Origin of the sequence: Cellulosimicrobium marinum (assembly GCF_020551945.1) — a bacterium.
GTDB lineage: Bacteria > Actinomycetota > Actinomycetes > Actinomycetales > Cellulomonadaceae > Cellulosimicrobium > Cellulosimicrobium marinum.
This window is the reverse complement of sequence record NZ_JAJBZH010000005.1, coordinates 340462-362752: the sequence shown is the minus strand read 5'-3', so window position 1 is coordinate 362752 and position 22291 is coordinate 340462. Positions and strand designations below refer to the sequence as shown.

At 75.7% G+C, this 22291-nt stretch carries 23 protein-coding genes and 1 riboswitch; of the genes, 21 read left to right on the top strand and 2 right to left on the bottom strand.

Annotated elements, in window-relative coordinates; all coding sequences use genetic code 11:
• Positions 1-90 precede the first annotated feature (90 nt).
• The 7 genes from LGQ04_RS13485 to LGQ04_RS13455 all read left to right on the top strand — a co-directional run bounded on the left by LGQ04_RS13485 (position 91) and on the right by LGQ04_RS13455 (position 7805).
• The gene (locus LGQ04_RS13485; RefSeq protein WP_267494918.1) at positions 91-2490 is read left to right on the top strand and encodes a primosomal protein N' family DNA-binding protein; all 2400 of its coding nucleotides are present in this window, start codon (positions 91-93) and stop codon (positions 2488-2490) included.
• Complete coding sequence (locus LGQ04_RS13480; protein ID WP_229244429.1) at positions 2487-3143, top strand: HAD family hydrolase; 657 nt, start codon at positions 2487-2489, stop codon at positions 3141-3143. The genes LGQ04_RS13485 and LGQ04_RS13480 overlap by 4 nt, the downstream gene beginning before the upstream one ends.
• Before the next feature lie 32 nt (positions 3144-3175).
• The gene (locus LGQ04_RS13475; protein ID WP_229244428.1) at positions 3176-3523 is read left to right on the top strand and encodes a hypothetical protein; all 348 of its coding nucleotides are present in this window, start codon (positions 3176-3178) and stop codon (positions 3521-3523) included.
• A gap of 92 nt (positions 3524-3615) precedes the next feature.
• Positions 3616-4569, top strand: coding sequence for a methionyl-tRNA formyltransferase (fmt, locus tag LGQ04_RS13470; RefSeq protein WP_229244427.1), 954 nt, complete (start codon positions 3616-3618; stop codon positions 4567-4569).
• Positions 4566-6206, top strand: a complete 1641-nt coding sequence (locus LGQ04_RS13465) for an RsmB/NOP family class I SAM-dependent RNA methyltransferase (RefSeq protein ID WP_229244426.1) — start codon at positions 4566-4568, stop codon at positions 6204-6206. Before fmt ends, LGQ04_RS13465 begins: the two co-directional genes overlap by 4 nt.
• Positions 6207-6273: 67 nt before the next feature.
• On the top strand, positions 6274-6519 hold the full coding sequence (locus LGQ04_RS13460; RefSeq protein ID WP_229244425.1) for a helix-turn-helix domain-containing protein: 246 nt from the start codon (positions 6274-6276) through the stop codon (positions 6517-6519).
• Positions 6516-7805 (top strand): type II toxin-antitoxin system HipA family toxin, encoded by a 1290-nt coding sequence (locus LGQ04_RS13455; RefSeq protein WP_229244424.1) that lies wholly within the window; start codon positions 6516-6518, stop codon positions 7803-7805. The genes LGQ04_RS13460 and LGQ04_RS13455 overlap by 4 nt, the downstream gene beginning before the upstream one ends.
• Before the next feature lie 22 nt (positions 7806-7827).
• Here the strand turns inward: LGQ04_RS13455 and LGQ04_RS13450 are convergent, their stop codons facing one another.
• A complete protein-coding gene (locus LGQ04_RS13450; protein WP_229244423.1) occupies positions 7828-8415 on the bottom strand; it encodes a GNAT family N-acetyltransferase in 588 nt (195 codons plus the stop codon).
• A 50-nt stretch (positions 8416-8465) separates the two neighbouring features.
• Here LGQ04_RS13450 and rpe point away from each other — a divergent pair, with 50 nt between their 5' ends.
• From rpe to LGQ04_RS13410, 8 genes are all read left to right on the top strand, one after another.
• Complete coding sequence (gene rpe, locus LGQ04_RS13445; protein ID WP_229244422.1) at positions 8466-9131, top strand: ribulose-phosphate 3-epimerase; 666 nt, start codon at positions 8466-8468, stop codon at positions 9129-9131.
• A gap of 249 nt (positions 9132-9380) precedes the next feature.
• Positions 9381-9504: riboswitch (FMN riboswitch) on the top strand.
• Between the two features lie 164 nt (positions 9505-9668).
• Positions 9669-10793: a bifunctional diaminohydroxyphosphoribosylaminopyrimidine deaminase/5-amino-6-(5-phosphoribosylamino)uracil reductase RibD gene (gene ribD / locus LGQ04_RS13440; RefSeq protein ID WP_229244421.1), complete on the top strand. Its 1125-nt coding sequence runs from the start codon at positions 9669-9671 to the stop codon at positions 10791-10793.
• Entirely contained in the window at positions 10793-11428 is a 636-nt protein-coding gene (locus LGQ04_RS13435; RefSeq protein WP_229244420.1) for a riboflavin synthase, read from the top strand. The genes ribD and LGQ04_RS13435 overlap by 1 nt, the downstream gene beginning before the upstream one ends.
• Positions 11429-11475: 47 nt before the next feature.
• Complete coding sequence (gene ribB / locus LGQ04_RS13430) at positions 11476-12858, top strand: 3,4-dihydroxy-2-butanone-4-phosphate synthase (protein ID WP_372470076.1); 1383 nt, start codon at positions 11476-11478, stop codon at positions 12856-12858.
• Positions 12855-13322 carry a 6,7-dimethyl-8-ribityllumazine synthase gene (ribH, locus tag LGQ04_RS13425; RefSeq protein WP_229244419.1) on the top strand — a complete coding sequence of 156 codons (468 nt, stop codon included), beginning with the start codon at positions 12855-12857 and terminating at the stop codon, positions 13320-13322. Before ribB ends, ribH begins: the two co-directional genes overlap by 4 nt.
• 107 nt (positions 13323-13429) lie before the next feature.
• Positions 13430-13693 (top strand): phosphoribosyl-ATP diphosphatase, encoded by a 264-nt coding sequence (locus LGQ04_RS13420; protein ID WP_229244418.1) that lies wholly within the window; start codon positions 13430-13432, stop codon positions 13691-13693.
• A 102-nt stretch (positions 13694-13795) separates the two neighbouring features.
• The gene (gene hisG, locus LGQ04_RS13415) at positions 13796-14650 is read left to right on the top strand and encodes an ATP phosphoribosyltransferase (protein WP_229244417.1); all 855 of its coding nucleotides are present in this window, start codon (positions 13796-13798) and stop codon (positions 14648-14650) included.
• A 10-nt stretch (positions 14651-14660) separates the two neighbouring features.
• Complete coding sequence (locus tag LGQ04_RS13410; RefSeq protein ID WP_229244416.1) at positions 14661-15125, top strand: PH domain-containing protein; 465 nt, start codon at positions 14661-14663, stop codon at positions 15123-15125.
• Positions 15126-15274: 149 nt separating this feature from the next.
• Here LGQ04_RS13410 and LGQ04_RS13405 read toward each other — a convergent pair whose 3' ends face one another.
• Positions 15275-17155 (bottom strand): DEAD/DEAH box helicase, encoded by a 1881-nt coding sequence (locus LGQ04_RS13405; RefSeq protein ID WP_229244415.1) that lies wholly within the window; start codon positions 17153-17155, stop codon positions 15275-15277.
• Positions 17156-17592: 437 nt separating this feature from the next.
• Here LGQ04_RS13405 and clsA point away from each other — a divergent pair, with 437 nt between their 5' ends.
• The 6 genes from clsA to ftsR all read left to right on the top strand — a co-directional run bounded on the left by clsA (position 17593) and on the right by ftsR (position 22272).
• A complete protein-coding gene (gene clsA / locus LGQ04_RS13400; protein ID WP_229244529.1) occupies positions 17593-18213 on the top strand; it encodes a cardiolipin synthase ClsA in 621 nt (206 codons plus the stop codon).
• On the top strand, positions 18210-19220 hold the full coding sequence (locus tag LGQ04_RS13395) for a DUF881 domain-containing protein (protein ID WP_229244414.1): 1011 nt from the start codon (positions 18210-18212) through the stop codon (positions 19218-19220). Before clsA ends, LGQ04_RS13395 begins: the two co-directional genes overlap by 4 nt.
• Positions 19217-19549: a small basic family protein gene (locus LGQ04_RS13390; RefSeq protein WP_229244413.1), complete on the top strand. Its 333-nt coding sequence runs from the start codon at positions 19217-19219 to the stop codon at positions 19547-19549. The genes LGQ04_RS13395 and LGQ04_RS13390 overlap by 4 nt, the downstream gene beginning before the upstream one ends.
• 2 nt (positions 19550-19551) lie before the next feature.
• Positions 19552-20835, top strand: coding sequence for a DUF881 domain-containing protein (locus LGQ04_RS13385; RefSeq protein ID WP_229244412.1), 1284 nt, complete (start codon positions 19552-19554; stop codon positions 20833-20835).
• A gap of 184 nt (positions 20836-21019) precedes the next feature.
• Positions 21020-21502 carry an FHA domain-containing protein gene (locus LGQ04_RS13380; RefSeq protein ID WP_229244411.1) on the top strand — a complete coding sequence of 161 codons (483 nt, stop codon included), beginning with the start codon at positions 21020-21022 and terminating at the stop codon, positions 21500-21502.
• On the top strand, positions 21499-22272 hold the full coding sequence (gene ftsR, locus LGQ04_RS13375) for a transcriptional regulator FtsR (RefSeq protein WP_229244410.1): 774 nt from the start codon (positions 21499-21501) through the stop codon (positions 22270-22272). Before LGQ04_RS13380 ends, ftsR begins: the two co-directional genes overlap by 4 nt.
• The last annotated feature ends 19 nt before the right edge of the window (positions 22273-22291 follow it).

The window sequence follows — 22291 nt, the reverse complement described above, 5'->3', positions numbered from 1 at the left end:
GGTGCGGGTGGCGCGTGATGGGATGAGGGCGTGAGCAGCGAGGATCCGGGCCCGGGCGGTCCCGACGGCAGGCCTGCCCCGGTGCAGGGGATGCTCCCCGGCGTGGACGTCCCGACGGTCCCGCACGGGTCCGCCGCGTCGCGCTCGACCCGTTCCTCGCGGGAGACCGGTCCGGGTCCTGCGCTCGCGGCCCACGACCCGGTGGCGCGCCTCGTGCTCGACCTGGCACCCGCGCACCTCGACCGGGTGTTCGACTACGCGGTGCCGGCGACGATGGCCGACGACGCCCGCCCGGGCGTGCGCGTCAAGGTCCGGTTCGCGGGCCGCGAGGTGGACGGGTTCGTCCTCGAGCGGGCCGCGGGCTCCGACCACGACGGCAGGCTGCTGCCGCTGCGGCGCGTGGTGTCGCCCGAGCAGGTCCTGTCGCCCGCGGTGGCACGGCTCGCGCGCACCGTCGCCGACCACTGGGCGGGCACCCTGCCCGACGTGCTGCGCCTGGCCGTCCCGCCGCGTCACGCCCGTGCCGAGCAGGCGCTCGCGGCGACGCCCGACCCGGACGAGCCGGAGTCCGCCCTTCCCACCACCACCGCCACCGCCACCGCTACTGCCGACGCTGCGCGGAGCGCTGCCGCGGGCGGGTCGGCCTGGGCCCCGTACCGCGCGGGTGCGGCGTTCCTCGGGCACGTCGCCGCGGGGGGTGCTCCCCGGGCGGTGTGGACCGCCCTGCCGGGTCTCGCCCCGCCACAGGCCGACCGCGTCAGCGACACAGCCGACCACACAGCCACCGACGCTGCGAGCGACACCGTAAGCGGCACCGTGAGCGGCACCGTGAGCGACACGGCTACCGACGCTGTTACAGACTCCGCCAGGGCGGCCGGTGCGCCCGCGCCCGTTGCCGTGGCGCGGGCCCGGGGGCGGCGCACGCGCCGTGACGCCGTTCCCGTGACGCACTGGGCGGCCGCGGTCGCCGAGGCGGTGCGGGCCGCGCGGTCGGGCGGCCGGGGTGCGCTCGTCGTGGTGCCGGATGCCCGTGACGTCGACCAGGTGTGCGCCGCGCTGGACGCGGTCGGCCTGGTGGGGTGGGAGCAGGGGGCGGGGGGCGACGTCGTGCGCCTCACCGCGGACGAGGGCCCGGCGCCCCGGTACCGCGCGTTCCTCGCGGTGCTGCACGGGCGCGCGCGCGTCGTCGTGGGGACGCGCGCGGCGGCGTTCGCGCCCGTGGCGGACCTGGGGCTGGTCGTGTGCTGGAACGACGGCGAGGCCACCCTCGCGGAGCCGCGCGCGCCGTACCCGCACGCGCGGGACGTGCTGGCGCTGCGCAGCGAGCAGGAAGGTGCGGCGTTCCTCCTCGGCTCGCACGGGCGCACCGTCGCCGCGCAGGCGCTCGTCCGGCGTGGGTGGGCGCACGAGCTCGGGGCGCCGCGCGACGTCGTGCGGGCGCGCGCGCCCCGGGTGCGGGCGCTGACGTCGGTCGAGCTCGCGGCCGAGGGGCCGGGGGCCGCGGCGCGCATCCCCACCGCGGCGTGGCGTGCCGCGCGGTCCGCCCTGGAGGACGGCCCGGTCCTCGTGCAGGTGCCCCGGTCGGGGTACGTGCCCGTCGTGGCGTGCGCCCGGTGCCGCACGCCCGCCCGGTGCGGCACGTGCCACGGCCCGCTGGCCCTGGCGGGCCCGGGGGCGGCTCCGCAGTGCGCGTGGTGCGGGGCGCTCGCGGGGGGCTGGTCGTGCGACGAGTGCGGGTGGACGGGCCTGCGCTCGGTGCGGGTGGGGTCGGCGCGCACGGCCGAGGAGCTGGGGCGCGCGTTCGCGGGGGTGCCGGTGCTGGTGTCGGGGGCCGCGGCGGCGGGCGGGGTGCTCGCGGCGGTGCCGTCGCGTCCCGCGCTGGTGGTCGCGACGCCGGGGGCCGAGCCGGTGGCGGACGGCGGGTACGCGGCCGCGCTGCTCCTCGACGCGGCGGTGAGCACGGCGCACGTCGGCCTGGACGTCGCGCAGGACGCGCTCGCGCGCTGGCTCGCGGCGGCGGCCCTGGTGCGGCCCGCGTCGTCGGGCGGGCAGGTGCTGCTCGTCGGGGACGCGGCGCCGGCGCCGACGAACGCGCTCGTGCGCTGGGACCCGGCGGGGCTCGCGGACCGGGAGCTGGACGAGCGGGCGGAGCTCGCGCTGCCCCCGGCGGTACGGGTGGCGGCGGTGACGGGGGACCGGGCGGCGGTGGCGGCGGTGCTGGGCCGGGTCGGGCTCGCGGGCCCGGACACGGTGCTGGGGCCGGTGGAGGTCGCGCCGACCGTCCGCGCCCGCGGGGCCGGGCCGGAGGGTGCGGCGGGAGAACCGGGGGTGTCCCTCGTGGACGCGCCCCCGGTGCGGGCGGTGGTCCGCGTCCCGGTGCACGACGGGCGTCGCCTCGCGCGCGAGCTCGCGGGCTCGCTCGCGGTGCGCTCGGCGCGCCGCGAGGCGGGTAGCGTGCGGGTGGAGCTCGACCCGAAGGAGATCGTGTGACATCCCACCCCGTTCCCGCCGACCAGGGGGAGCGCCGCGCCGTGGACGCGGTGCTCTACGACTTCGGCAACGTCCTCGTGGGCTGGGACCCGTACCGCGCGTACGACGGTCTCGGGCGCGACGTCGTCGACGCGTTCTTCGCGGACGTCGACTTCCGCACGCTCAACCACGAGCGCGACGCCGGGGCGACGTGGGACGACGCGCGCGCCAGGGTCGCGGCGACGCACCCGCAGCACGTGCCGCTCCTCGACCGGTACCTGGACCGGTTCCCGGCGACGCTCACGGGCCCGGTGGACGGTTCGGAGGAGCTCGTGCGCGAGCTGGACGGCCTCGGGGTGCGCCTGTACGGGCTGACGAACTGGTCCGCGGAGCTGTACCCGCACGCCGCACCGGCCGCGCCGGCGACGACGCTCATGCGGGACGTGCTCGTGTCGGGGCGCGAGGGCCTCGCCAAGCCGGACCCGGCGATCTTCTCCCTCGCGATCGCGCGCTTCGGCCTCGACCCGGCGCGCACGCTGTTCACCGACGACAGCCCGGCGAACGTCGACGCCGCGGCACGCCTGGGCCTGCGCACGCACCTGTTCGAGCACACCCCGGGCCTGCGGGCGGCGCTGCGCGACCTGGGCGTGCCGGTGTCGCCGGCGAGCGCGTGACCGGCTCCGGGACGACCGGGAGCCCGCGTCCGTTGACCGTGCGGGAGCGGGACGTGCTGGTCCGCATGATCCGGTCCGGGACCCGTGACGAGCCGGTCGACCCCGAGCGTGACGCGCTGGACCGGCGGCGGTGGCTCGCGCAAGTCGCCGACGTGCGCGTGCACGGCACGTGCGGGTGCGGGTCCTGCCCGACGGTCGACCTCGGGGACGCGACCGGCCCGGCGCCGACGGGCGGCCCGCGCGTCGTGCTGGGCGCCGAGCTCGACGACGCCCTCGTGCTGCTGTTCGTCGACGACGACCGTCCCTCCTGCCTGGAGCTCGCGCCGCTCGACGACGCCACCTACCCGGAGTTCCCCCCGGTCGCCGACCTGCGGACCTGACCCGGACGACGTGCTCCAGGACGTGCCGGCCACGGCGCCGGGGTCACGCCCGGCGCCGCCCGACCCGGGACGCGCCACCTAGACTCGGGCCTATGCGCCTGCTGTTCGCCGGGACCCCTGACGCGGCGGTCCCGTCCCTCGACGCCCTCCTCGACTCCCGCCACGAGGTCGTCGCCGTCCTCACGCGTGCCGACGCGCCGTCGGGCCGGGGACGGCGCCTGACCCCCAGCCCGGTGCGGGTCCGCGCCGAGGAGGCGGGGATCCCCGTGATCACCGACCGCCCCCGCGGGGACGACTTCCTCGCCCGCCTGACGGAGCTCGACGTCGACGCCGCACCCGTCGTCGCCTACGGGGAGATCCTGCGCCCCGACGTCCTCGCGGTGCCACGGCACGGGTGGGTCAACCTGCACTTCTCCGTCCTGCCCGCCTGGCGCGGCGCGGCGCCCGTGCAGCGCGCGATCATCGCGGGCGACGAGGTCACCGGCGCCACGACGTTCCTCATCGAGGAGGGCCTGGACTCCGGTCCGACCCTCGGCACCACCACCGAGACCGTCCGGCCGCGCGACACGTCCGGCGACCTTCTGGGCCGCCTCGCCGTCTCCGGCGCGGGCCTGCTCGTCGCCACCCTCGACGCGCTCGAGGACGGCACGCTGCGCCCGCAGCCCCAGCCCGCCGACGGCGTCTCCCACGCCGCCAAGCTCACGCCCCCCGACGCGGAGGTCCGCTGGGACCACCCGGCGCTCGCGGTCGACCGCCTCGTGCGGGGCTGCACCCCCGCGCCGGGCGCCTGGACGACGCTCCCCGGGTCCGACGACGCCCCCGTGCGCCTGGGCCTCGGCCCCGTGACCCTGCGCCCCGACGTCACGGACCTCGCCCCCGGGCAGGTCCGCACGGGCAAGAAGGAGGTCCTCGTCGGGACGGCGACGCACGCCGTCGCGCTCGGCGACGTCGCCCCCGTCGGGAAGAAGGCCATGCCCGCGCCCGACTGGGCCCGCGGCGCGCGCCTGCCCGAGGCGCTCGTGCTCGGTGCGGAGGTGGCCCGGTGACCGCCGACCAGCACCCCGGCGACGACACCGGTTCGAACGCCCGTTCGAACCGCACGGGCTCCGTCGCGCGCGGCAGGTCGAACGCACGGTCGAACGACGCCTCGACGGGCGCGCAGGACGACCGCCGACCCGACCGACGCGACGCCCGCGGCCGCCAGCGCGGCGCCGCCCGCTCCCGCGGCGAGACTCACCGCAGCAGCACCGCCCCCTCGCAACGCCGCAAGGGCACCGACCCCGCACGCGCCGCCGCGTTCGACGTCCTGCGCCAGGTCGACGGCTCCGACGCCTACGCCAACCTCGTCCTCCCGCCCCTCCTGCGCGAACGCGGCATCCGCGGACGCGACGCCGGGTTCGCCACCGAGCTCGCCTACGGCACCCTGCGCCTGCGCGGCCGCTACGACGCCGTCCTCGCCCAGTGCCTCGACCGCCCCCTCGACCGCCTCGACCCCCCCGTGCTCGACGTCCTGCGCCTCGGTGCCCACCAGCTCCTCGGCATGCGCGTCCCCCAGCACGCCGCCGTCTCCGAGACCGTCGGACTCGCCCGCGAACGCACCGGCGCCGGCAGCGCCCAGCTCGTCAACGCCGTCCTGCGCCGCGTCGCCCGCACCCCCCTCGACGACTGGCTCACCACCCTCGCCGACACCGCACCCGACCCCCTCACGGCGCTCGCGGCCACCCAGAGCCATCCCCTGTGGATCACCCGCGCCCTGCGCGACGCCCTCGCCGGCACCGGCCGCCCCGTCACCGAGCTCGACGCGCTCCTCGCCGCCGACAACGACGCCCCCCGCGTCACCCTCGTCGCCCGCCCCGGCCTCGCCGACCCCCACGAGCTCGCCGACGGCGACGACCGCGTCACCCCCACCCGCTGGGCACCCACCGCCCTGCGCCTCGACGGCGGCGACCCCGCCGCCTTCGCCGCCGTCCGCGACGGCCGCGCCGGCGTCCAGGACGAAGGCAGCCAGCTCGTCGCCCTCGCCCTCGCCGCCGCACCCCTCACCGGCCCCGACGCCCGCTGGCTCGACCTGTGCGCCGGCCCCGGCGGCAAGGCCGCGCTCCTCGCGGCGCTCGCGGCCGAACGGGGCGCCCGCCTCGTCGCCAACGAGGTGCAGCCCCACCGCGCCCGCCTCGTCGAGCGGGCCCTCGCCGCCGTGCCCGACGCCGCGGTGGAGGCCGTGCGCACGGGTGACGGTCGCGCCGTCGGGCAGGACGAGCCCGCCGCGTACGACCGCGTGCTCCTCGACGCGCCCTGCACGGGCCTCGGCGCCCTGCGCCGCCGCCCCGAGTCCCGCTGGCGCCGCACCCCCGGCGACCTCGCCACGCTCACCGGCCTGCAGCGCGAGCTCCTCGCCTCCGCGCTGGACGCCGTCCGGCCCGGGGGAGTGGTCGCCTACGTGACCTGCTCGCCCCACCTCGCCGAGACCCAGGTCGTCGTCTCCGACGTGCTGCGCCGCCGCGACGACGTCGAGCTCCTCGACGCCCCCGCGGTCGTGCGCGACGTCGTGCACCCGGACGCGCGCGACACCCTCGACCTCGGGACCCGTCGGGACGTCCAGCTCTGGCCGCACGTCCACGGCACCGACGCCATGCACCTCACGCTCCTGCGCCGCACGGACGGGGAACACCCGCACGTCGCGTGACGCGATATCCGGATGCCCGGCTCGGTGTCGTGGTAACCTGACAAGCGAACCGTGTCAGGAAAACACGATGTCGAGCGGAGTCCCCATGACCGACGGCTGGACAGCACCCCGCAACCCCCGAGACCTCGGCACCTACCTCGCCCGCGTCCGACGCACCCGCGGACTCACCCAGGCACAGGTCGCCGACGAGCTCGGCATCACCCGCCAGTACCTGTCCGAGCTCGAGAACGGCGTCGAGAACCTCTGGGTCCAACGACTCTTCGAGCTCCTCGACACGCTCGACGTCGACCTCCGGCTCCACGACCGACGATGACGACCACCGTCACCGCCTGGCTCTACGGCACGCCCGTCGCCCGACTCGCACCCGACCCGCAACCCACCGGCAGCGGCGCCCACCGGGTCCACCTCACCTGGACCGACGACGCCCTCGCACGATGGGGCCACGGCGCACGGGTGCTCTCCCACCTGCTGCCCATCACCCCCACCGGCGACACCCCACCCCACCCCGCCCGCGTCGCCGCCTGGCTCGACGGACTCCTGCCCGAAGGCCGCACACGCGACACCCTCGCCCTCGACGCAGGCATCGACCCCGACGACACCCTCACCTTCCTCGCCCACTACGGGCACGACACCGCCGGCGCCGTCCTCCTCGCACCCGACGACCAGACGCCCCCGACACCCGGCACACCCGAACGACTCGACGACACCGACGTCGCACGCCTCCTGCGCGCCAGCATCTCCCGCGCCGGCGGCCACGGCCGCAGCGAGCACCTCACCAGCTCCCTGCCCGGCATGGAACCCAAGATCACCCTCCTCCACGACGGGTACGGCTGGGCCCGACCCCACGGCTCCGCGCCCACCACCCACATCCTCAAGGTCGCCCGCCCCTCCGACTCACCCACCGCCGACCTCGTCAACACCGAAGCAGCCAGCCTCGACCTCGCCCGCCGCACCGACCTCACCACCGTCCACGCCCACGTCACCGAGTTCGACGGCGAACGCGCCATCGTCGTCACCCGCTACGACCGCGTCCCCCACCCCGCCGACCCCACGCGAACCGCCCGCCTCCACCAGGAGGACACCGCGCAAGCCCTCGGCATCAACACCCGCGACCCCGAACGCAAGTTCCAGCACGGACGCGCCCTCCCCTCCCTCGCCCGCATCGCCCGCGTCCTGCGCGACGACGGCACCCGCCCCGACCCCCTCCTCGCCCTCACCACCTTCAACCTCGCCATCGGCAACACCGACGCCCACGCCAAGAACATCTCCCTCCTCCGCCACGACGACGGCACCGTCCGCCTCGCCCCCGCCTACGACGTCTCCATGCACCTCCACCACCCCCACGCCTCCCGCACCTTCGCCATGGACGTCGCCGGAGAACGCGACATGGACCACCTCACCGCCGAGCACCTCGTCACCGAAGGCACCACCTGGGGACTCCCACGCCGCCGCGCCCAGCGCGCCGTCGCCCAGACCCTCGACGGACTCCTCACGGCGCTCGCGGAGATCGACCGCGACGCCCACCCGGGCGTGAGCCGGCACGCGTGGCGCACCGTCGAGCAGCGCACGACCGACCTGCGCCGCGGCCTCGTCGTCTGAACCTCCGGGGTGCTCGGCGCGGTCAGAGGGTCCGCTGGAGCAGGATCGTGTCGACCCAGCGCCCGTGCTTGAAGCCGACGGCGGTGAGGCGCCCGGCCTCGGTGAAGCCGAAGCGGCGGTGCAGGGGCACGGACCCGGCGGCCTCGGGGACGTCGGCGACGACGGACACGACCTGCCGCACGCCGACCGACGCGCACGCGTCGAGCAGAGCCCGCAGGAGCGCCGTCCCGACGCCGCGTCCGGCGTGCCGCGGGTCGAGGTAGATCGTGTCCTCGACGGTGTGGCGGTACGCGGGCTTGGGGCGCCAGGGCGAGGCGTAGGCGTACCCGGCGAGGGCGGTGCCGGCCGGGGACGTGCCGTCCGCGGCGTCGACCTCGGCGACGAGGAAGGGGAGGCCGCGCGCCGCGACGTCGTCGAGCTTGCGCTCCCACGCGGGGACGTCCCAGGGCTCCTCCTCGAACGTCACGCACGTCTCGCGCACGTAGTGGGCGGCGACCTCGGCGACACGCTCGAGGTCGCCCCGGGTCGCGGCGCGGACACGGACGCCCGCCTGCGCGCTGCGCTCGGGTCGGGACGAGGGCGCGGTGCCGGGGGAGGGGAGCGGGTTCACGGCCCGAGCCTAGGAGTGCGCCGCGCGGACGCGCACCTAGGCTGTGGCTCATGGCAGCCCTCATCGCCCCGAGCATCCTGTCCGCCGACTTCGCGAACCTGGAGCGCGACCTGAACGCGATCGCGACGGCGGACTACGCGCACGTCGACGTCATGGACAACCACTTCGTGCCGAACCTCACGCTCGGCCTGCCCGTCTTCGAGCGGCTCGCGCAGGTGTCGCCCGTCCCGATCGACGCGCACCTCATGATCGAGGACCCGGACCGGTGGGCGCCGGCGTACGCGGAGGCGGGCGCGGCGTCGGTGACGTTCCACGTGGAGGCCGCTGCTGCCCCTGTACGGCTCGCGCGCGAGCTCCGGCGCCTGGGAGCCCGGGCAGGGCTCGCGCTGCGCCCTGCGACGCCTGTGGAGCCCTTCCTGGACCTGCTGGCCGAGGTGGACATGATCCTCGTCATGACGGTCGAGCCCGGCTTCGGCGGTCAGTCGTTCATCGAGGGGACGCTGCCGAAGATCCGCAGGGCCCGGGAGGCCGTGAGCGAGTCGGGCCTGGACGTGTGGATCCAGGTCGACGGGGGAGTGTCGCGCTCGACGATCGAGCGGGCCGCCGACGCGGGCGCGAACGTGTTCGTCGCGGGGTCGGCGGTGTACGGCGCCGAGAGCGTGCCGGGGGAGATCGAGGCGCTGCGCACGCTCGCCACGGCGGCCCACGCGCACTGACCGCACCGGGCAGCACGCGCTGCAGACCTGCTGCTCGTCCGTCTAAAATAGTGTGCCAAGCGCTCATCCACCCTACCCACCACCGAGGACACGCGACCCGGCCCAGACAGCGGGGGGGGGGGGCTGCGAGGTCGGCGGCAATGGACGAGATCGGCACGACCGGTCTGCCGATCTCGACCAGGACCGCCGATCTCGCCTCGCGCCCGCTGGCGCGGGTAGCATCGGCCACTGCAGAACGCAGTACGCACGAACGTGCTCCGGGGTCGGTGCAATTCCGAGCCGGCGGTGACAGTCCGCGACCCGCGCCCACGCGCGGTTGACCTGGTGGAACTCCAGGACCGACGGTGACAGTCCGGATGGGAGGAAGCACGTGCGGCGCGGCCGTCCCCACGGCGTGCGCCCGCCGACCCGTCGGCGAGCCCGCACACCGAGGCGACCGGCCCCGCCGTGGTGAGCGGCACGCGGTGAGCCCTGTCGGGCTGCCCCGTCCAGGCCGCCCACCCTCACCCCGGAGCACCCGTGCCCGGGAGGAGGACGATGGGCGAGCGACCCCGCACCCTGACGATCGACGACGCGATGTCGCGCGCGCTCGAGCTCGCGGCTCGTGGACCGGCGCACGGGCCGAACCCGCGCGTCGGCTGCGTCCTCCTCGGCCCGCCCACGGGCGCGCCCGCACTGCCCGACGGCGCCGCCCCGGGTTCCCTCGACCCGCACCCTCGCCGCGCGCTCGCCGAGGGGTACCACCGCGGCGCCGGGACGCCCCACGCGGAGGCGGCCGCACTCGCCGACGCCCGCGCGCGGGGGGTCGACGTCGCGGGCGCGACCGCCGTCGTGACGCTCGAACCGTGCGCGCACACCGGCCGGACCGGCCCGTGCGCCGACGCGCTCGTCGCCGCGGGCGTCGCGGAGGTCGTGCACGCCGTCGACGACCCGAACCCGGCAGCCGCAGGGGGCGCCCGGCGGCTGCGCGCCGCGGGCGTCCGGGTCGTGCGCGGCCTGCGCGCCGCAGAGGGCGAGGAGCTCCTGCGCGTCTGGCTCACCTCGGTACGCCGCGGGACGCCGTACGTCACGCTCAAGACCGCGACGACCCTCGACGGCTACGTCGCCGCCGAGGACGGTACGAGCCGGTGGATCACCGGACCGGCGGCCCGCGAGCACGCGCACCGCGTCCGTGGCGAGGTGGACGCGATCGTCGTCGGCACCGGCACGCTCCTCACGGACGACCCGTCGCTCACCGCACGGGTGCGGCCGCACGGCGCCGCGAGCGCCGAGGGCCTCGCGGATCACCAGCCGGTGCGGGTGGTGGTGGGGATGCGGGGGATCCCGCCGGGTGCGCGGGTGCGCGGCGAGGGCGGGGAGCTGGTGCACCTGCTGACGCGCGACGTCGGGCAGGTGCTGGTGCGGCTCGGGGAGCGGGAGGTGCGGCACGTGCTGCTGGAGGGAGGTCCGACGCTCGCGACGGCGTTCCTCGCGGCGGGCGCGGTGGACGAGCTGCACGCGTACGTGGCGCCGGTGCTGCTGGGTGGTGGTCGTCGGGCCGTGGACGGGCTGGGGGTGTCGACGATCGGGGACGCGCACCGGTTCCGCACGGTCGAGGTGAGGCGTGTCGGGGACGACGCGCTGGTGGTGTCGAGAAGGTTCGTGGAGAGGCAGGACGGCTGATGTTCACGGGGATCGTGGAGGAGATCGGGACGGTCCGGGGCGTGGAGCTCCCGGGGGGTGCCGGGCAGGACGCGGTGCTGACGGTCGAGGGGCCGGTGGTGACGTCGGACGCGGGGCTCGGGGACTCGATCGCGGTCGACGGCGTGTGCCTGACGGTGACGGGTCTCGGGGGGGACGGGTCGTTCACGGCGGACGTCATGCCGGAGTCGTTGCGTCGTACGGCGCTGGGCGACCTGGTGGCGGGATCGCGGGTGAACTTGGAGCGGGCGGTGCGGGCGGACGCGCGGCTGGGCGGTCACGTGGTGCAGGGGCACGTGGACGGGGTCGGGGTGCTGGTGAGCCGTGCGCCGGGGGAGAGGTGGGACGACCTGGTGTTCTCCGCGCCGGCGGGGCTGACGCGGTACGTGGCGGAGAAGGGGTCGATCGCGGTGGGCGGGGTGTCGCTCACGGTGACGCACGTGGACGAGGGGACGTTCGGCGTGTCCCTCATCCCGACGACGCTCGACGCGACGGTCCTCGGCGGTCTGGTGCCGGGTGGGCGCGTGAACCTCGAGGTGGACGTCCTCGCGAAGTACGTGGAGCGGCTGCTTGTCGCGACGGGTGCCGCGGGGGTCGTGCCGGGGAGCGCGTCGTGACGCGCGAGGGCGCGCCGGCCGCGAGCGCCGCGGTGCCGGGCGGTGCGGTGCCGGGCGGTGCGGGGGACGTGCGGCTGGGGTCGGTGGAGGAGGCGTTGGCGGCGCTCCGGGCGGGTCGTCCGGTGCTGGTGGCGGACTCGCCGGACCGCGAGAACGAGGCGGACGTGGTGTTCGCGGCGCAGGGGGTGTCGGCGGAGTGGGTGGCGTGGACGATTCGGCACTCGTCGGGGTACCTGTGCGCGCCGATGCCGGCGGCGCGGGCGGACGCGTTGGAGCTGCCGTTGATGGTGCCGCACAGCCAGGATCCGCGGCGGACGGCGTACACGGTGACGGTGGATGCGGCGGCGGGGGTGTCGACGGGGATCTCGGCGGGGGACCGGGCGCGGACGTTGCGGGTGCTGGCTGATCCGGGGTCGGGGGCGGTGGATCTGATCCGGCCGGGTCATGTGCTGCCGTTGCGGGCGGTGCCGGGGGGTGTGCTGCACCGTGCGGGGCACACGGAGGCTGCGGTGGACCTGGTGCGGCTGGCGGGGATGGGTGAGGTGGGGGGCATCGCGGAGCTGGTGCGTGACGACGGGTCGATGATGCGTCTGGGTGATGCGGCGGCGCTGGCGGAGCGTGACGGGTTGGTGCTGATCACGATCGCGGACCTGGTGGCGTGGCGGTTGGTGCACGACCCGGCGCCGGCGGGTGCGGCGGAGGTGCCGGATCGTGAGGCGCTGGCGCGGCGGGTGTACCGGACGGCGGAGGCGGACCTGCCGACGGCGCACGGTCGGTTCCGTGTGGTGGGGTACCGGGACCTGCGGACGGGGGCGGAGCACGTGGCGCTGGTCCCGGCGGTCCCTCGGGCTGGCGGGACGGACGGGGGTGGGTCGGTCGCGGTGGCTGCGAGCGCCGTCGGGCCGGGGGGTGTCCCGGTGGTGCGGGTGCATTCGGAGTGCTTGACGGGGGATGCGTTTGGGTCGTCGCGGTGCGACTGCGGTCCGCAGCTGCAGGCGGCGATGGGTCGTGTGGCGGCGGAGGGGGGTGCGGTGGTGTATCTGCGGGGGCACGAGGGTCGGGGGATCGGGTTGTTGGCGAAGCTGGGGGCGTACGAGCTGCAGGACGCGGGTCTGGACACGGTGCAGGCGAACCTGGAGCTGGGGTGGCCGGTGGATCGTCGGGAGTACGGGGCGGCGGCGGCGATCCTGGCGGACCTGGGGTTGTCGCGGGTGCGGGTGCTGACGAACAACCCGGCGAAGGTGACGGGTCTGGTGGCGTCGGGGATCGACGTGGTGGGGTCGGAGCGGATCGAGGTGGGTCATGGTGAGCACAACCGGGCGTACCTGGTGACGAAGAAGGTGGCGATGGGTCATCTGTTGGACACGGTGGCGGTCCCGGGCGGGGCGGTCGTGGTGGAGTCGGACGAGACGAAGGAGGACGAGGGATGAGCGGGGCGGGTGCGCCGTCGATCCGTGTGGACGGGTCGGGGCTGCGGGTGGTCGTGGTGGCGGCGAGCTGGCACGAGAAGGTGATGGACGGGTTGTTGGCGGGGGCGCGTCGGGCGTTGGCGGCGGCGAACGTGGCGCACGTGACGGAGGTGCGGGTGCCGGGGTCGTTCGAGCTGCCGGTGGCGGCAGCGCGTGCGGTGGAGCGTGGCGCGGACGCGGTGGTGGCGCTGGGGGTGGTGGTGCGTGGGGGGACTCCGCACTTCGAGTACGTGTGCCAGGCGGCGACGCTGGGTCTGACGGAGGTGAGCACACGGTCGGGGGTGCCGGTGGGGTTCGGTGTGCTGACGTGCGACGACGAGGCGCAGGCGGTGGACCGTGCGGGGTTGGAGGGGTCGCGGGAGGACAAGGGTGCGGAGGCTGCGGAGGCGGCGGTCGCGACGGCGGTCGCGCTGCGCGGGCTGTGAGCGGGCCGGGTGCGGCGGGTGGCTCGTGGCCTGCTCGCGGTGGTGCGTGTGACCGGTGGGCGGACCCGGGGCGGGCCGTCCGCCGGTCGGCGGATACGCTGGGCGGTGTGAAGACGTTCGAGTCCCTGTTCGCCGAGCTGTCGGAGAAGGCCACGACGCGACCTGCCGGTTCGGGCACGGTCGCCCAGCTGGACGCCGGGGTGCATGCGATCGGGAAGAAGGTCGTCGAGGAGGCGGCCGAGGTGTGGATGGCCGCCGAGTACGAGGGCGACGTGAAGACGGCGGAGGAGATCTCCCAGCTGCTGTACCACCTGCAGGTGCTGATGCTCGCGAAGGGGCTGAGCCTGCAGGACGTGTACGAGCATCTGTGAGCGGCCCCGCCGCCGGGAGGGGTGTCCTCCTGGTGGCCGTGGGGTCCGCTGCCCGCTCGTCCCGCCCCCGCACCGCCCGTCCGACTGAACGAAGGTCCTGTCATGCTGCGTATCGCCGTCCCCAACAAGGGGTCCTTGTCCGAGCCTGCCGTCGAGATGCTGCGCGAGGCGGGGTACCGCCAGCGTCGTGACTCGCGTGAGCTGGTGCTCGCGGACCCGGACAACGACGTCGAGTTCTTCTTCTTGCGGCCGCGCGACATCGCGGTGTACGTGGGGTCGGGGACGGTGGACGTCGGGATCACGGGCCGTGACCTGCTGCTGGACTCCGGTGCGGACGCCGTGGAGCACATGCAGCTCGGGTTCGGCGGGTCGACGTTCCGGTACGCGGCGCCCGTGGGGTCGGTGTCGTCCCTGGACGAGGTGCAGGGGCTGCGGGTCGCGACGTCGTACGAGGTGCTGGTCGAGGGGCACCTGCGCGAGCACGGCGTGGACGCGACGGTGGTGCACCTGGACGGTGCCGTGGAGTCCGCGGTGCAGCTCGGGGTGGCGGACGTCGTCGCGGACGTGGTGTCGACGGGCACGACGCTGCGAGGCGCGGGCCTGGAGGTGTTCGGCGACCCGATCCTCGTGTCGGAGGCCGTGCTGATCCGGCCGCGGTCCGTCGCGGAGGCGGACGTCCCGGCGGGTGTCGAGGTGCTGACGCGTCGCCTCCAGGGGGTGCTCACGGCCCGCCAGTACGTCCTCATGGACTACGACGTGCCGGTGTCGCTCGTGGACGCGGCCGTCGCGATCACGCCCGGCCTGGAGTCGCCCACCGTGTCGCCGCTGCACGACCGCGACTGGGCCGCGGTCCGGGCGATGGTGCGCCGCGACCGCACGAACCAGGTCATGGACGCGCTGTACGACGTCGGGGCCCGCGCCATCCTCGTCACGAGGATCCACGCGAGCCGGCTCTGAGAGGTCTCCTGTGACGGCGCACGCGGACGACCCCTACCGGGTGTTCCGGCCCCAGTTCGGACTGTTGTCCGCCTGGGGTACGGGGCTCGTCGTCGTGGGCGGGTGCCTCGTGGTGGGGCTCGTCGCGACGGGCCCGCTCGGGTCGTCGTGGGTGAACCGGGGATCGCTCGCGGTGTTCGCCCTGTTCGCCGCCTGGCTGCTGTGGCGCCTCGGCGGCGTGCACGCCGTCCCGTCCCCCGAGGGTCTGCGGGTGCGCAACGTCATCTACACGCGCCACCTCGACTGGGCGCAGGTCGTCTCGGTCCGCTTCGGCCGCGACGACCCGTGGGTGCGCCTGGACCTCGCGGACGGCTCCACCCTCGCCGTCATGGGGGTCCAGCGGGCCGACGGCGCCCGCGGCGAGGAGGAGGCGCGCCGCCTCGCCGCCCTCGTGCAGGCCCACGGCGAAGCACCGGACACGGCACCCGGCACCTGACACGACCCCCTGCCCTGACCGCACCCCCGCCACGGGACCGTGGCGCAGCGGGGCACGGGGCCGCGGGGCACACCCTCTCCACGACGTGAGGCCCCCGCCCGGACAGGGCGAGGGCCTCCCGTGCACCACCGGCAGGGCCGGCGGCGTGGTCAGTACGCGGCGCGGTGCCGGGGCTTGCGGTCGCCCCGGTCGTCGTGGCGACCGGACGGCCCGTGACCACCGCGAGGACGGTCACCCGTCGGGCGCGGGCCACGACCGCGCGCCGGCGGGGCACCCTCGTCCACGCGGATGCGCAGGAACTTCCCGGCGACCCGCGCACGGGAGATGCGGTCCATCGTCGCGTCGTCGAGCGGCGCCGTGATGTCCACGAGGGAGAACGACCCGAAGATGTCGATCTTGCCGACGTCGGACCCGTTCAGCCCGCCCTCGTTCGTCAGCGCACCGACGATCCCGCCGGGCTGCGCACCGTGCGTGTGCCCCACCGCGACGCGGTACCGCGTCCCCACGGCGTCCCGACGGATCCCGCGCTCAGCCGCGTCACGGCCGGACCGCTCGCGCGCAGGACGGTCCGTCCCACGCTCCGCACGACGCGCCTTCGCCTGCTCACGGGCCTGCGCCCGCTCCGCCTCGAACCGCTCCTGCTCCTCCCGGGCGCGCGGACCGTCGTCGCCCACCGCGAGCGCCACGAGGGCGGACGCGAGGTCGACCGGGTCGACGTCGTGCTCGGCGACGAACGTGCGGACCATGTCGGCGTACATCGCCAGGCGCCCGGCCTCGCGACGCTCGGGGATCTGCGTCAGGAGGCGGCGGGCCTTGTGCGCGGACACGTCCGCGGGCGAGGGGATCTCGACCTCCTCGAGCGGCGTGCGCGTGGTGCGCTCGATGCCGCGCAGGCGTCCGCGCTCGTGCGGGGTGACGAAGCTCAGGGCCTCGCCCGTGCGGCCCGCGCGACCGGTGCGGCCGATGCGGTGCACGTACGCCTCGGGCTCGCCCGGCAGGTCGAAGTTGACGACGAGGCCGATGCGGTCGACGTCGAGGCCGCGGGCGGCGACGTCGGTCGCGACGAGGACGTCCAGGGCGCCGGAGCGCAGCCGCTCGACGATCTTCTCGCGGTCCTTCTGCGCGACGTCGCCAGAGATCGTCGCGGCGGAGATGCCGCGCTCGACGAGGGCGGAGCCCACCTCCTCGGCGGCGCCGCGCGTGCGGGTGAACACGATCGCGGCGTCCGCGTCGGACGTGGCGAGGACGCGCACGAGCGCACCGGTCTTGTGGCGGAACGGGACGACGGCGTACGTCTGGCGCACGCTCGTCACGGTGGAGGACTGGCGGGCGACGGCGATCTCGACGGGGTCGACGAGGTGCTCGGCGGCGACGCGGCGGATCGGTGCGGGCATCGTCGCGGAGAACAGGGCGACCTGACGCTGACGCGGAGCGCGGGAGAAGATCGTCTCGACGTCCTCCGCGAAGCCCATGCGCAGCATCTCGTCGGCCTCGTCGAGCACGAGGAAGCGCACGTCGTCGAGCACGAGGGTGCCGCGCTCGATGTGGTCGATGACGCGGCCCGGGGTGCCGACGACGACCTGCGCGCCGCCCGCGAGCGCCCGCTGCTGGGGCTGGTAGGGGGAGCCGCCGTACACGGCGACGACGTCGACCTTGGGCAGGTGGCTGGCGAACGACTCGATCGCGTCCGCGACCTGCATGGCGAGCTCGCGCGTGGGGGTCAGGACGAGGGCCTGGACGTGGCGCTGCGCGGGGTCGATCGCGGCGAGCAGGGGAAGGCCGAACGCGGCGGTCTTGCCGGTCCCGGTCTGGGCGACGCCGGTGATGTCGCGGCCGGCGAGGAGCGCGGGGACGGCCTGCGCCTGGATGGCGGAGGGGGTGACGAACCCGAGGTCGGCGACGGCGCGCTGCAGCGGGGTGGGCAGCCCGAGGTCGGTGAACAGGGGGCCGGTCGGCGCCGGGGTGGCGGCGGGGGAGTCGGCGGTCGAGGGGTCGAGGGCGCGCGAGGGCGCGACGACGTCAGCAGTCATGGGGCGGTGAGGACCGTTTCGTGTCGGGGTGGGGAGTGGCGTGCGGTCGCCAGGTCGGCTCTCGCAGGTCGCGCTCCCGAACACACCTGGCCGGGTGATCCGGCCAACTCACGCAGGACATCACGCTGAACAGCGGGACGAGCGACGAACTCCACAGGTCCCCCCATCCTAGCGGAGGGCCGCGCCGGCCGGTGGGTGGGTGGTGGTGACGTCCCTCACCGGGGACGACGGCCGACCGGCACGGGGGCGGTCACGGGGCTGGGAACGGGACGGGTACGGGCGGGCATGCCGGACGGACGGGTGATTTCGGGCGCGGTCGGCGCGGAGGGTGCGCGGCGCCCGCCCGGGGGACCGGTCCGCGTACGTAGGATGGGCCCACGCGGCGAGGGCCGCGGCACGTCGGCGCGCCCGGCGGGGACGGAGCAGGGGCGGTGATCGTGGCACCAGGGCAGCAGGTCAGCTCTCGTGTCCTGACCGTCCCGAACGTCATCAGCTTCCTGCGGCTGCTGCTCGTACCCGTGTTCGCGCTCCTCATCGTCGCGGGGCACGACGTGTGGGCACTGGTCGTGCTGGCCGTGTCCGGGGCGTCGGACTGGCTGGACGGGGTGCTGGCGCGACGCCTGGACCAGGTGAGCCGCGTCGGGCAGATGCTCGACCCGGCCGCGGACCGGCTGTTCATCCTCGTCACGCTCCTCGGTCTCGCGTGGCGCGACATCATCCCCGTGTGGCTGGTCGTCGTCATCGTGGCCCGGGACGTGCTGCTCGCCGGCCTCCTGCCCTGGCTCGCCCGGCACGGGTACGGGCCTCTGCCGGTGAGCCTGGCGGGCAAGGCCGGGACGTTCGCGCTGCTGTACGCGTTCCCGCTGCTGCTCCTCGCCGGCGCCCCCGGGTGGCTGGGCGACGTGGCCGCCGTCACCGGGTGGGCGTTCACCTGGTGGGGCATCGGCCTGTACTGGCTCGCCGGGGCCCAGTACGTGGTGCAGGCCCGCGCGCTCGTCGCCGCGGACCGGCGTGCCGGGCCGGCGTCGGCACGCACCCCCGGGCGGCAGGCGTCGTGAGCGAGGACCGGACGAGCGAGGGCCGGGCCGGCGACGAGCGGGCCGGCGACGAGCGGACCATGGCGCGGCGCGGTCCCGTCGACGCCTCCATGACGCTCCTCAACGAGGTCATGCACCGACCCCTCGACCCCGGGTACGCGGCCGCGGCGGCGCGGCGCGCCGAGGCGGGCGCGTCCCGGCGCGGGCGTGGCGGGACCGTCCTCCTCGTGGTCGTCGCCGCCGGCCTCGGGATCGTGACCACGGCCGCCGCGGTCGACCTGCGCGCGCCCGAGCCCGCCGTCCTCGCCGCCCGCCAGACGCTCGAGCAGGAGATCACCGACCGGCAGGCGGACGCCGACGCCCTCGCGACGCGCAGCACCGAGCTCTCCGGCGAGATCGAGGGCCTGCAGGACGAGGCGCTCGGCGACCTCGGGGGAGACGTCCTCGCCGACCTGCAGCAGGAGGGTGTCCTCACCGGGTCGCAGGCCGTCGAGGGGCCCGGCGTCGTCGTCACCCTCGACGACGCGTCCGCGAGCCTCGACTCCGACGTCGAGACGGGCTCCCTCGTGCAGGACCGTGACCTGCAACGGGTCGTCAACGCGCTGTGGTCCGGCGGCGCCGAGGCGGTCGCGATCAACGACCAGCGCCTCACGGGCCTGTCCGCGATCCGCAGCGCGGGGGACGCGATCCTCGTCGACCTGCAGCCCCTCGTCCCGCCCTACCACGTCGAGGCGGTCGGCGACGCGGACGCGATGCGCACCGCGCTCGTGCGCAGCGGCGCGTCCGACTACCTGCGCCTCATCGGCACCCAGTACGGGATCCGGTCGTCCGTGACCGCGCAGAGCCGCCTCGACCTGCCCGGCCGGGCCACCCCCACCCTGTACTTCGCGCACGTGCCGGGCTCGACCGTAGACTCCGAGGCGCCGTCCACCGGCGAGGACGTCGCACCCGACGACGTGCCCGCCGACCAGGGCAGCACCAGCACGCCGCAGTCCACCCCCGAGACCCCGCAGGAGAGCGTCAAATGATCGCAGTCGTCGGACTCGTCGTCGGGGTCGTCGCCGGTCTCGTGCTGCAACCGACCGTGCCCGTCTCCCTGCAGCCGTACCTCCCGATCGCCGTCGTCGCCGCGCTCGACGCCCTCTTCGGTGGCCTGCGCGCGATGCTCGACGGGCTGTTCGACGACAAGGTCTTCCTCGTGTCGTTCCTGTCGAACGTCGTCGTCGCCGCGCTCATCGTGTTCCTCGGCGACCAGCTCGGCGTCGGGTCCCAGCTGTCGACCGCGGTCGTCGTCGTCCTCGGCATCCGCATCTTCTCCAACGCCGCCGCGATCCGCCGGCACATCTTCAAGGCGTGACCATGGCCCGCGACCCACACGACCCCGAGGACGCCCCCGAGGCCGAGGCAACCCCCACGGCGCGGCAGGACCCCGCCGAGTCCGTCGTGCCTGGAGAGGTCGCGAGCGCCGCGGGGAACCCGGACGACCCCGCGACCGGCACGACCGCGGACAGTGCGGTCGGCGACGTCGCGGTCGACGCACCCCGGGACCACGCCGGCCGCGACGAGGCCCACGAGGACGCCGGGGCCCCGGACGACGACAGCACGCCGGACGCTACGGACGCCCCCTCGCCCGACCGCTCCGAGGGCAAGGACGGCGCGGAGGGTGCGGAGGTGCCCGACACCACCGACGCCGCGAGCGAGGACACCCCCGCGGCTGGCGACCCGGCGCCGGACGATGCCCCCGACGACGCGCCGGACCAGGTTGCGCCCGCGCCGTCGGGCACCGAGCACGAGTCCGTCCCCGAGTCCGTCCCCGAGTCCGGACCCGAGCCGGAGACGGAGACCCCGACGGCCACCCCGGCAGAGCGCACGGCGGCGGGTGCGGCGCCGTACGGGCGACACGGCAGCCCGGGCGTGCCCGAGCCGGGCGGTCTGCGCGCGCTCGGCCGTGCGCTGCGGCCGCGCGCGAACCGGTCGCAGGTCGTCGTGGGCGTGCTGTGCGCCCTGCTGGGCTTCGCGCTCGTCGCCCAGGTCAGCCAGACCCAGGAGGACCAGCTGTCCTCCCTGCGGCAGAGCGACCTCGTCCGTCTTCTCGACGAGGTGACGCAGCGCTCCGGCGAGCTGGAGGACCAGGTGTCCTCCCTCGAGGCCACCCGCGACGAGCTGCGCTCCGGCACGGGCCGTGAGCGCGCCGCCCTCGAGGTCGCCCGCGAGCAGGAGCAGACGCAGGGCATCCTCTCCGGACGGCTGCCCGCCGAGGGGCCCGGGGTCGAGGTCGAGGTCGTGGAGGGCTCGACCCCCCTCGACGCGTTCTCGCAGTTCAACGTCCTCGAGGAGCTGCGCAACGCCGGCGCCGAGGCCATGGAGGTCAACGGGGTGCGGCTCGTGGCCAGCAGCTCGTTCGAGGACGGGCCCGACGGGATCGTCGTCGACGGCACGACGATCTCCTCGCCGTTCCGGTGGACCGTCATCGGTGACCCGTCGACGATCGAGACCGCGCTGGAGATCCCCGGTGGCGCCATGGCGTCGCTGCGCTCCGACGGGGCGCGCACGGCCATCACGCAGCGTGACTCCGTGACCGTCGGCACGACGCGCGAGCCCGGCACGCCGCAGTACGCGACGCCCGTGCCCGCGGACGAGTGAACCCGTCTTCCGGCGGGCGCCGGGCCCGGGGTAGGTTGGGACGACCGCGGCGCGTGCACCACATGACCTGCGGGTGTAGTAGTTTTCCGCAGAAGGAGCAGATGCTCCCGAAGCGTGACGTTCGGGCGCACGGCACCGTCGACGGTGCCGTGCGCACGACCCGCCGAGTGCCCGAGGAGGCGAGATGACAGTCCCAGGTGGTCCTGAGGTGCCGCACCGGGCGGGGGGCGACACGACGATCAGCTTCGGCCGGATCGAGGCGCCCATCGAGGAAGGTGTGCAGCCGGGCGGTCTGAGCCCCGAGGAGCAGGCCGCCGTCGCCGCGCTCCCGCGCCACTCCGCGCTCCTCATCATGCAGCGCGGCCCCGGCCAGGGCTCCCGGTTCCTGCTGGACTCCGAGCGGACCGTCGCCGGTCGCAGCGAGCACGCGGACATCTTCCTCGACGACGTGACCGTGTCCCGCAAGCACGCCGAGTTCGTGCGCGAGGACGACCGGTTCGTCGTGCGGGACGTCGGTTCCCTCAACGGGACGTACGTCAACCGCAGCCGCATCGACGCCGCCGCGCTCGGCACGGGCGACGAGGTCCAGATCGGCAAGTACCGGCTGACCTTCCACGCCAGCCGCCAGGCCGGCGCCCCGACGGACGGCCCGGCCGCCCGGTCGTGAACGCGTCGACCGGCGCAGCCCGCCTCCCGGAGCCCGCACCGGAGCCGGGCGAGGCCGAGACCCCGGGGGCGTGGCCGCAGGGCATCTCCCGGCGCGCGACCATGCGCATCTCCGACGTCCTGCGCGCCCTGCGCACCGAGTTCCCCACGGTGAGCCACTCCAAGCTGCGCTTCCTCGAGGAGCAGGGCCTCATCGACCCCGTGCGCACCCCGTCCGGGTACCGGCAGTACAGCCCGGCGGACGTCGAGCGGCTGCGCTTCGTCCTCGTCGAGCAGCGTGACCGGTACCTGCCCCTCAAGGTCATCAAGGACAAGCTCGCGGCGCTCGACGCGGGGGACGACGCCGAGCCGCTCGCCCCCCGGCTCGCCACCACCGACGGTGCCCCCGGCGCCGCGACGGTCCGGCAGCGGTACACCGTCGACGCCCTCGCGAGCGCCGCCGGGGTGGACCGGACCCTCGTCGACGGGCTCGTCGAGGTCGGCGTGCTGCGACCCACCCCCGCCGGGCAGCTCGACGCCCACGCGCTCGACGTCGTCGTCCTCGCGGCCGGCCTCGCTGAGTACGGCATCGAACCCCGGCACCTGCGCTCCCTGCGGACCGCCGCGGAGCGCAACGTCAGCCTCGTGCACCAGGTCGTCGCCCCGTGGCGCAGCCAGCAGACCGCGTCCGCGCGGGCGCACGCCGGCACCGTCGCCGCCGAGGTGGGCGAGCTGTGCGTGCGGCTGCACACCGTCTTCGTGCGCCAGGGCGTCGACGACCTCACCCGCTGACCCCCGCCGGGTCGCGCCT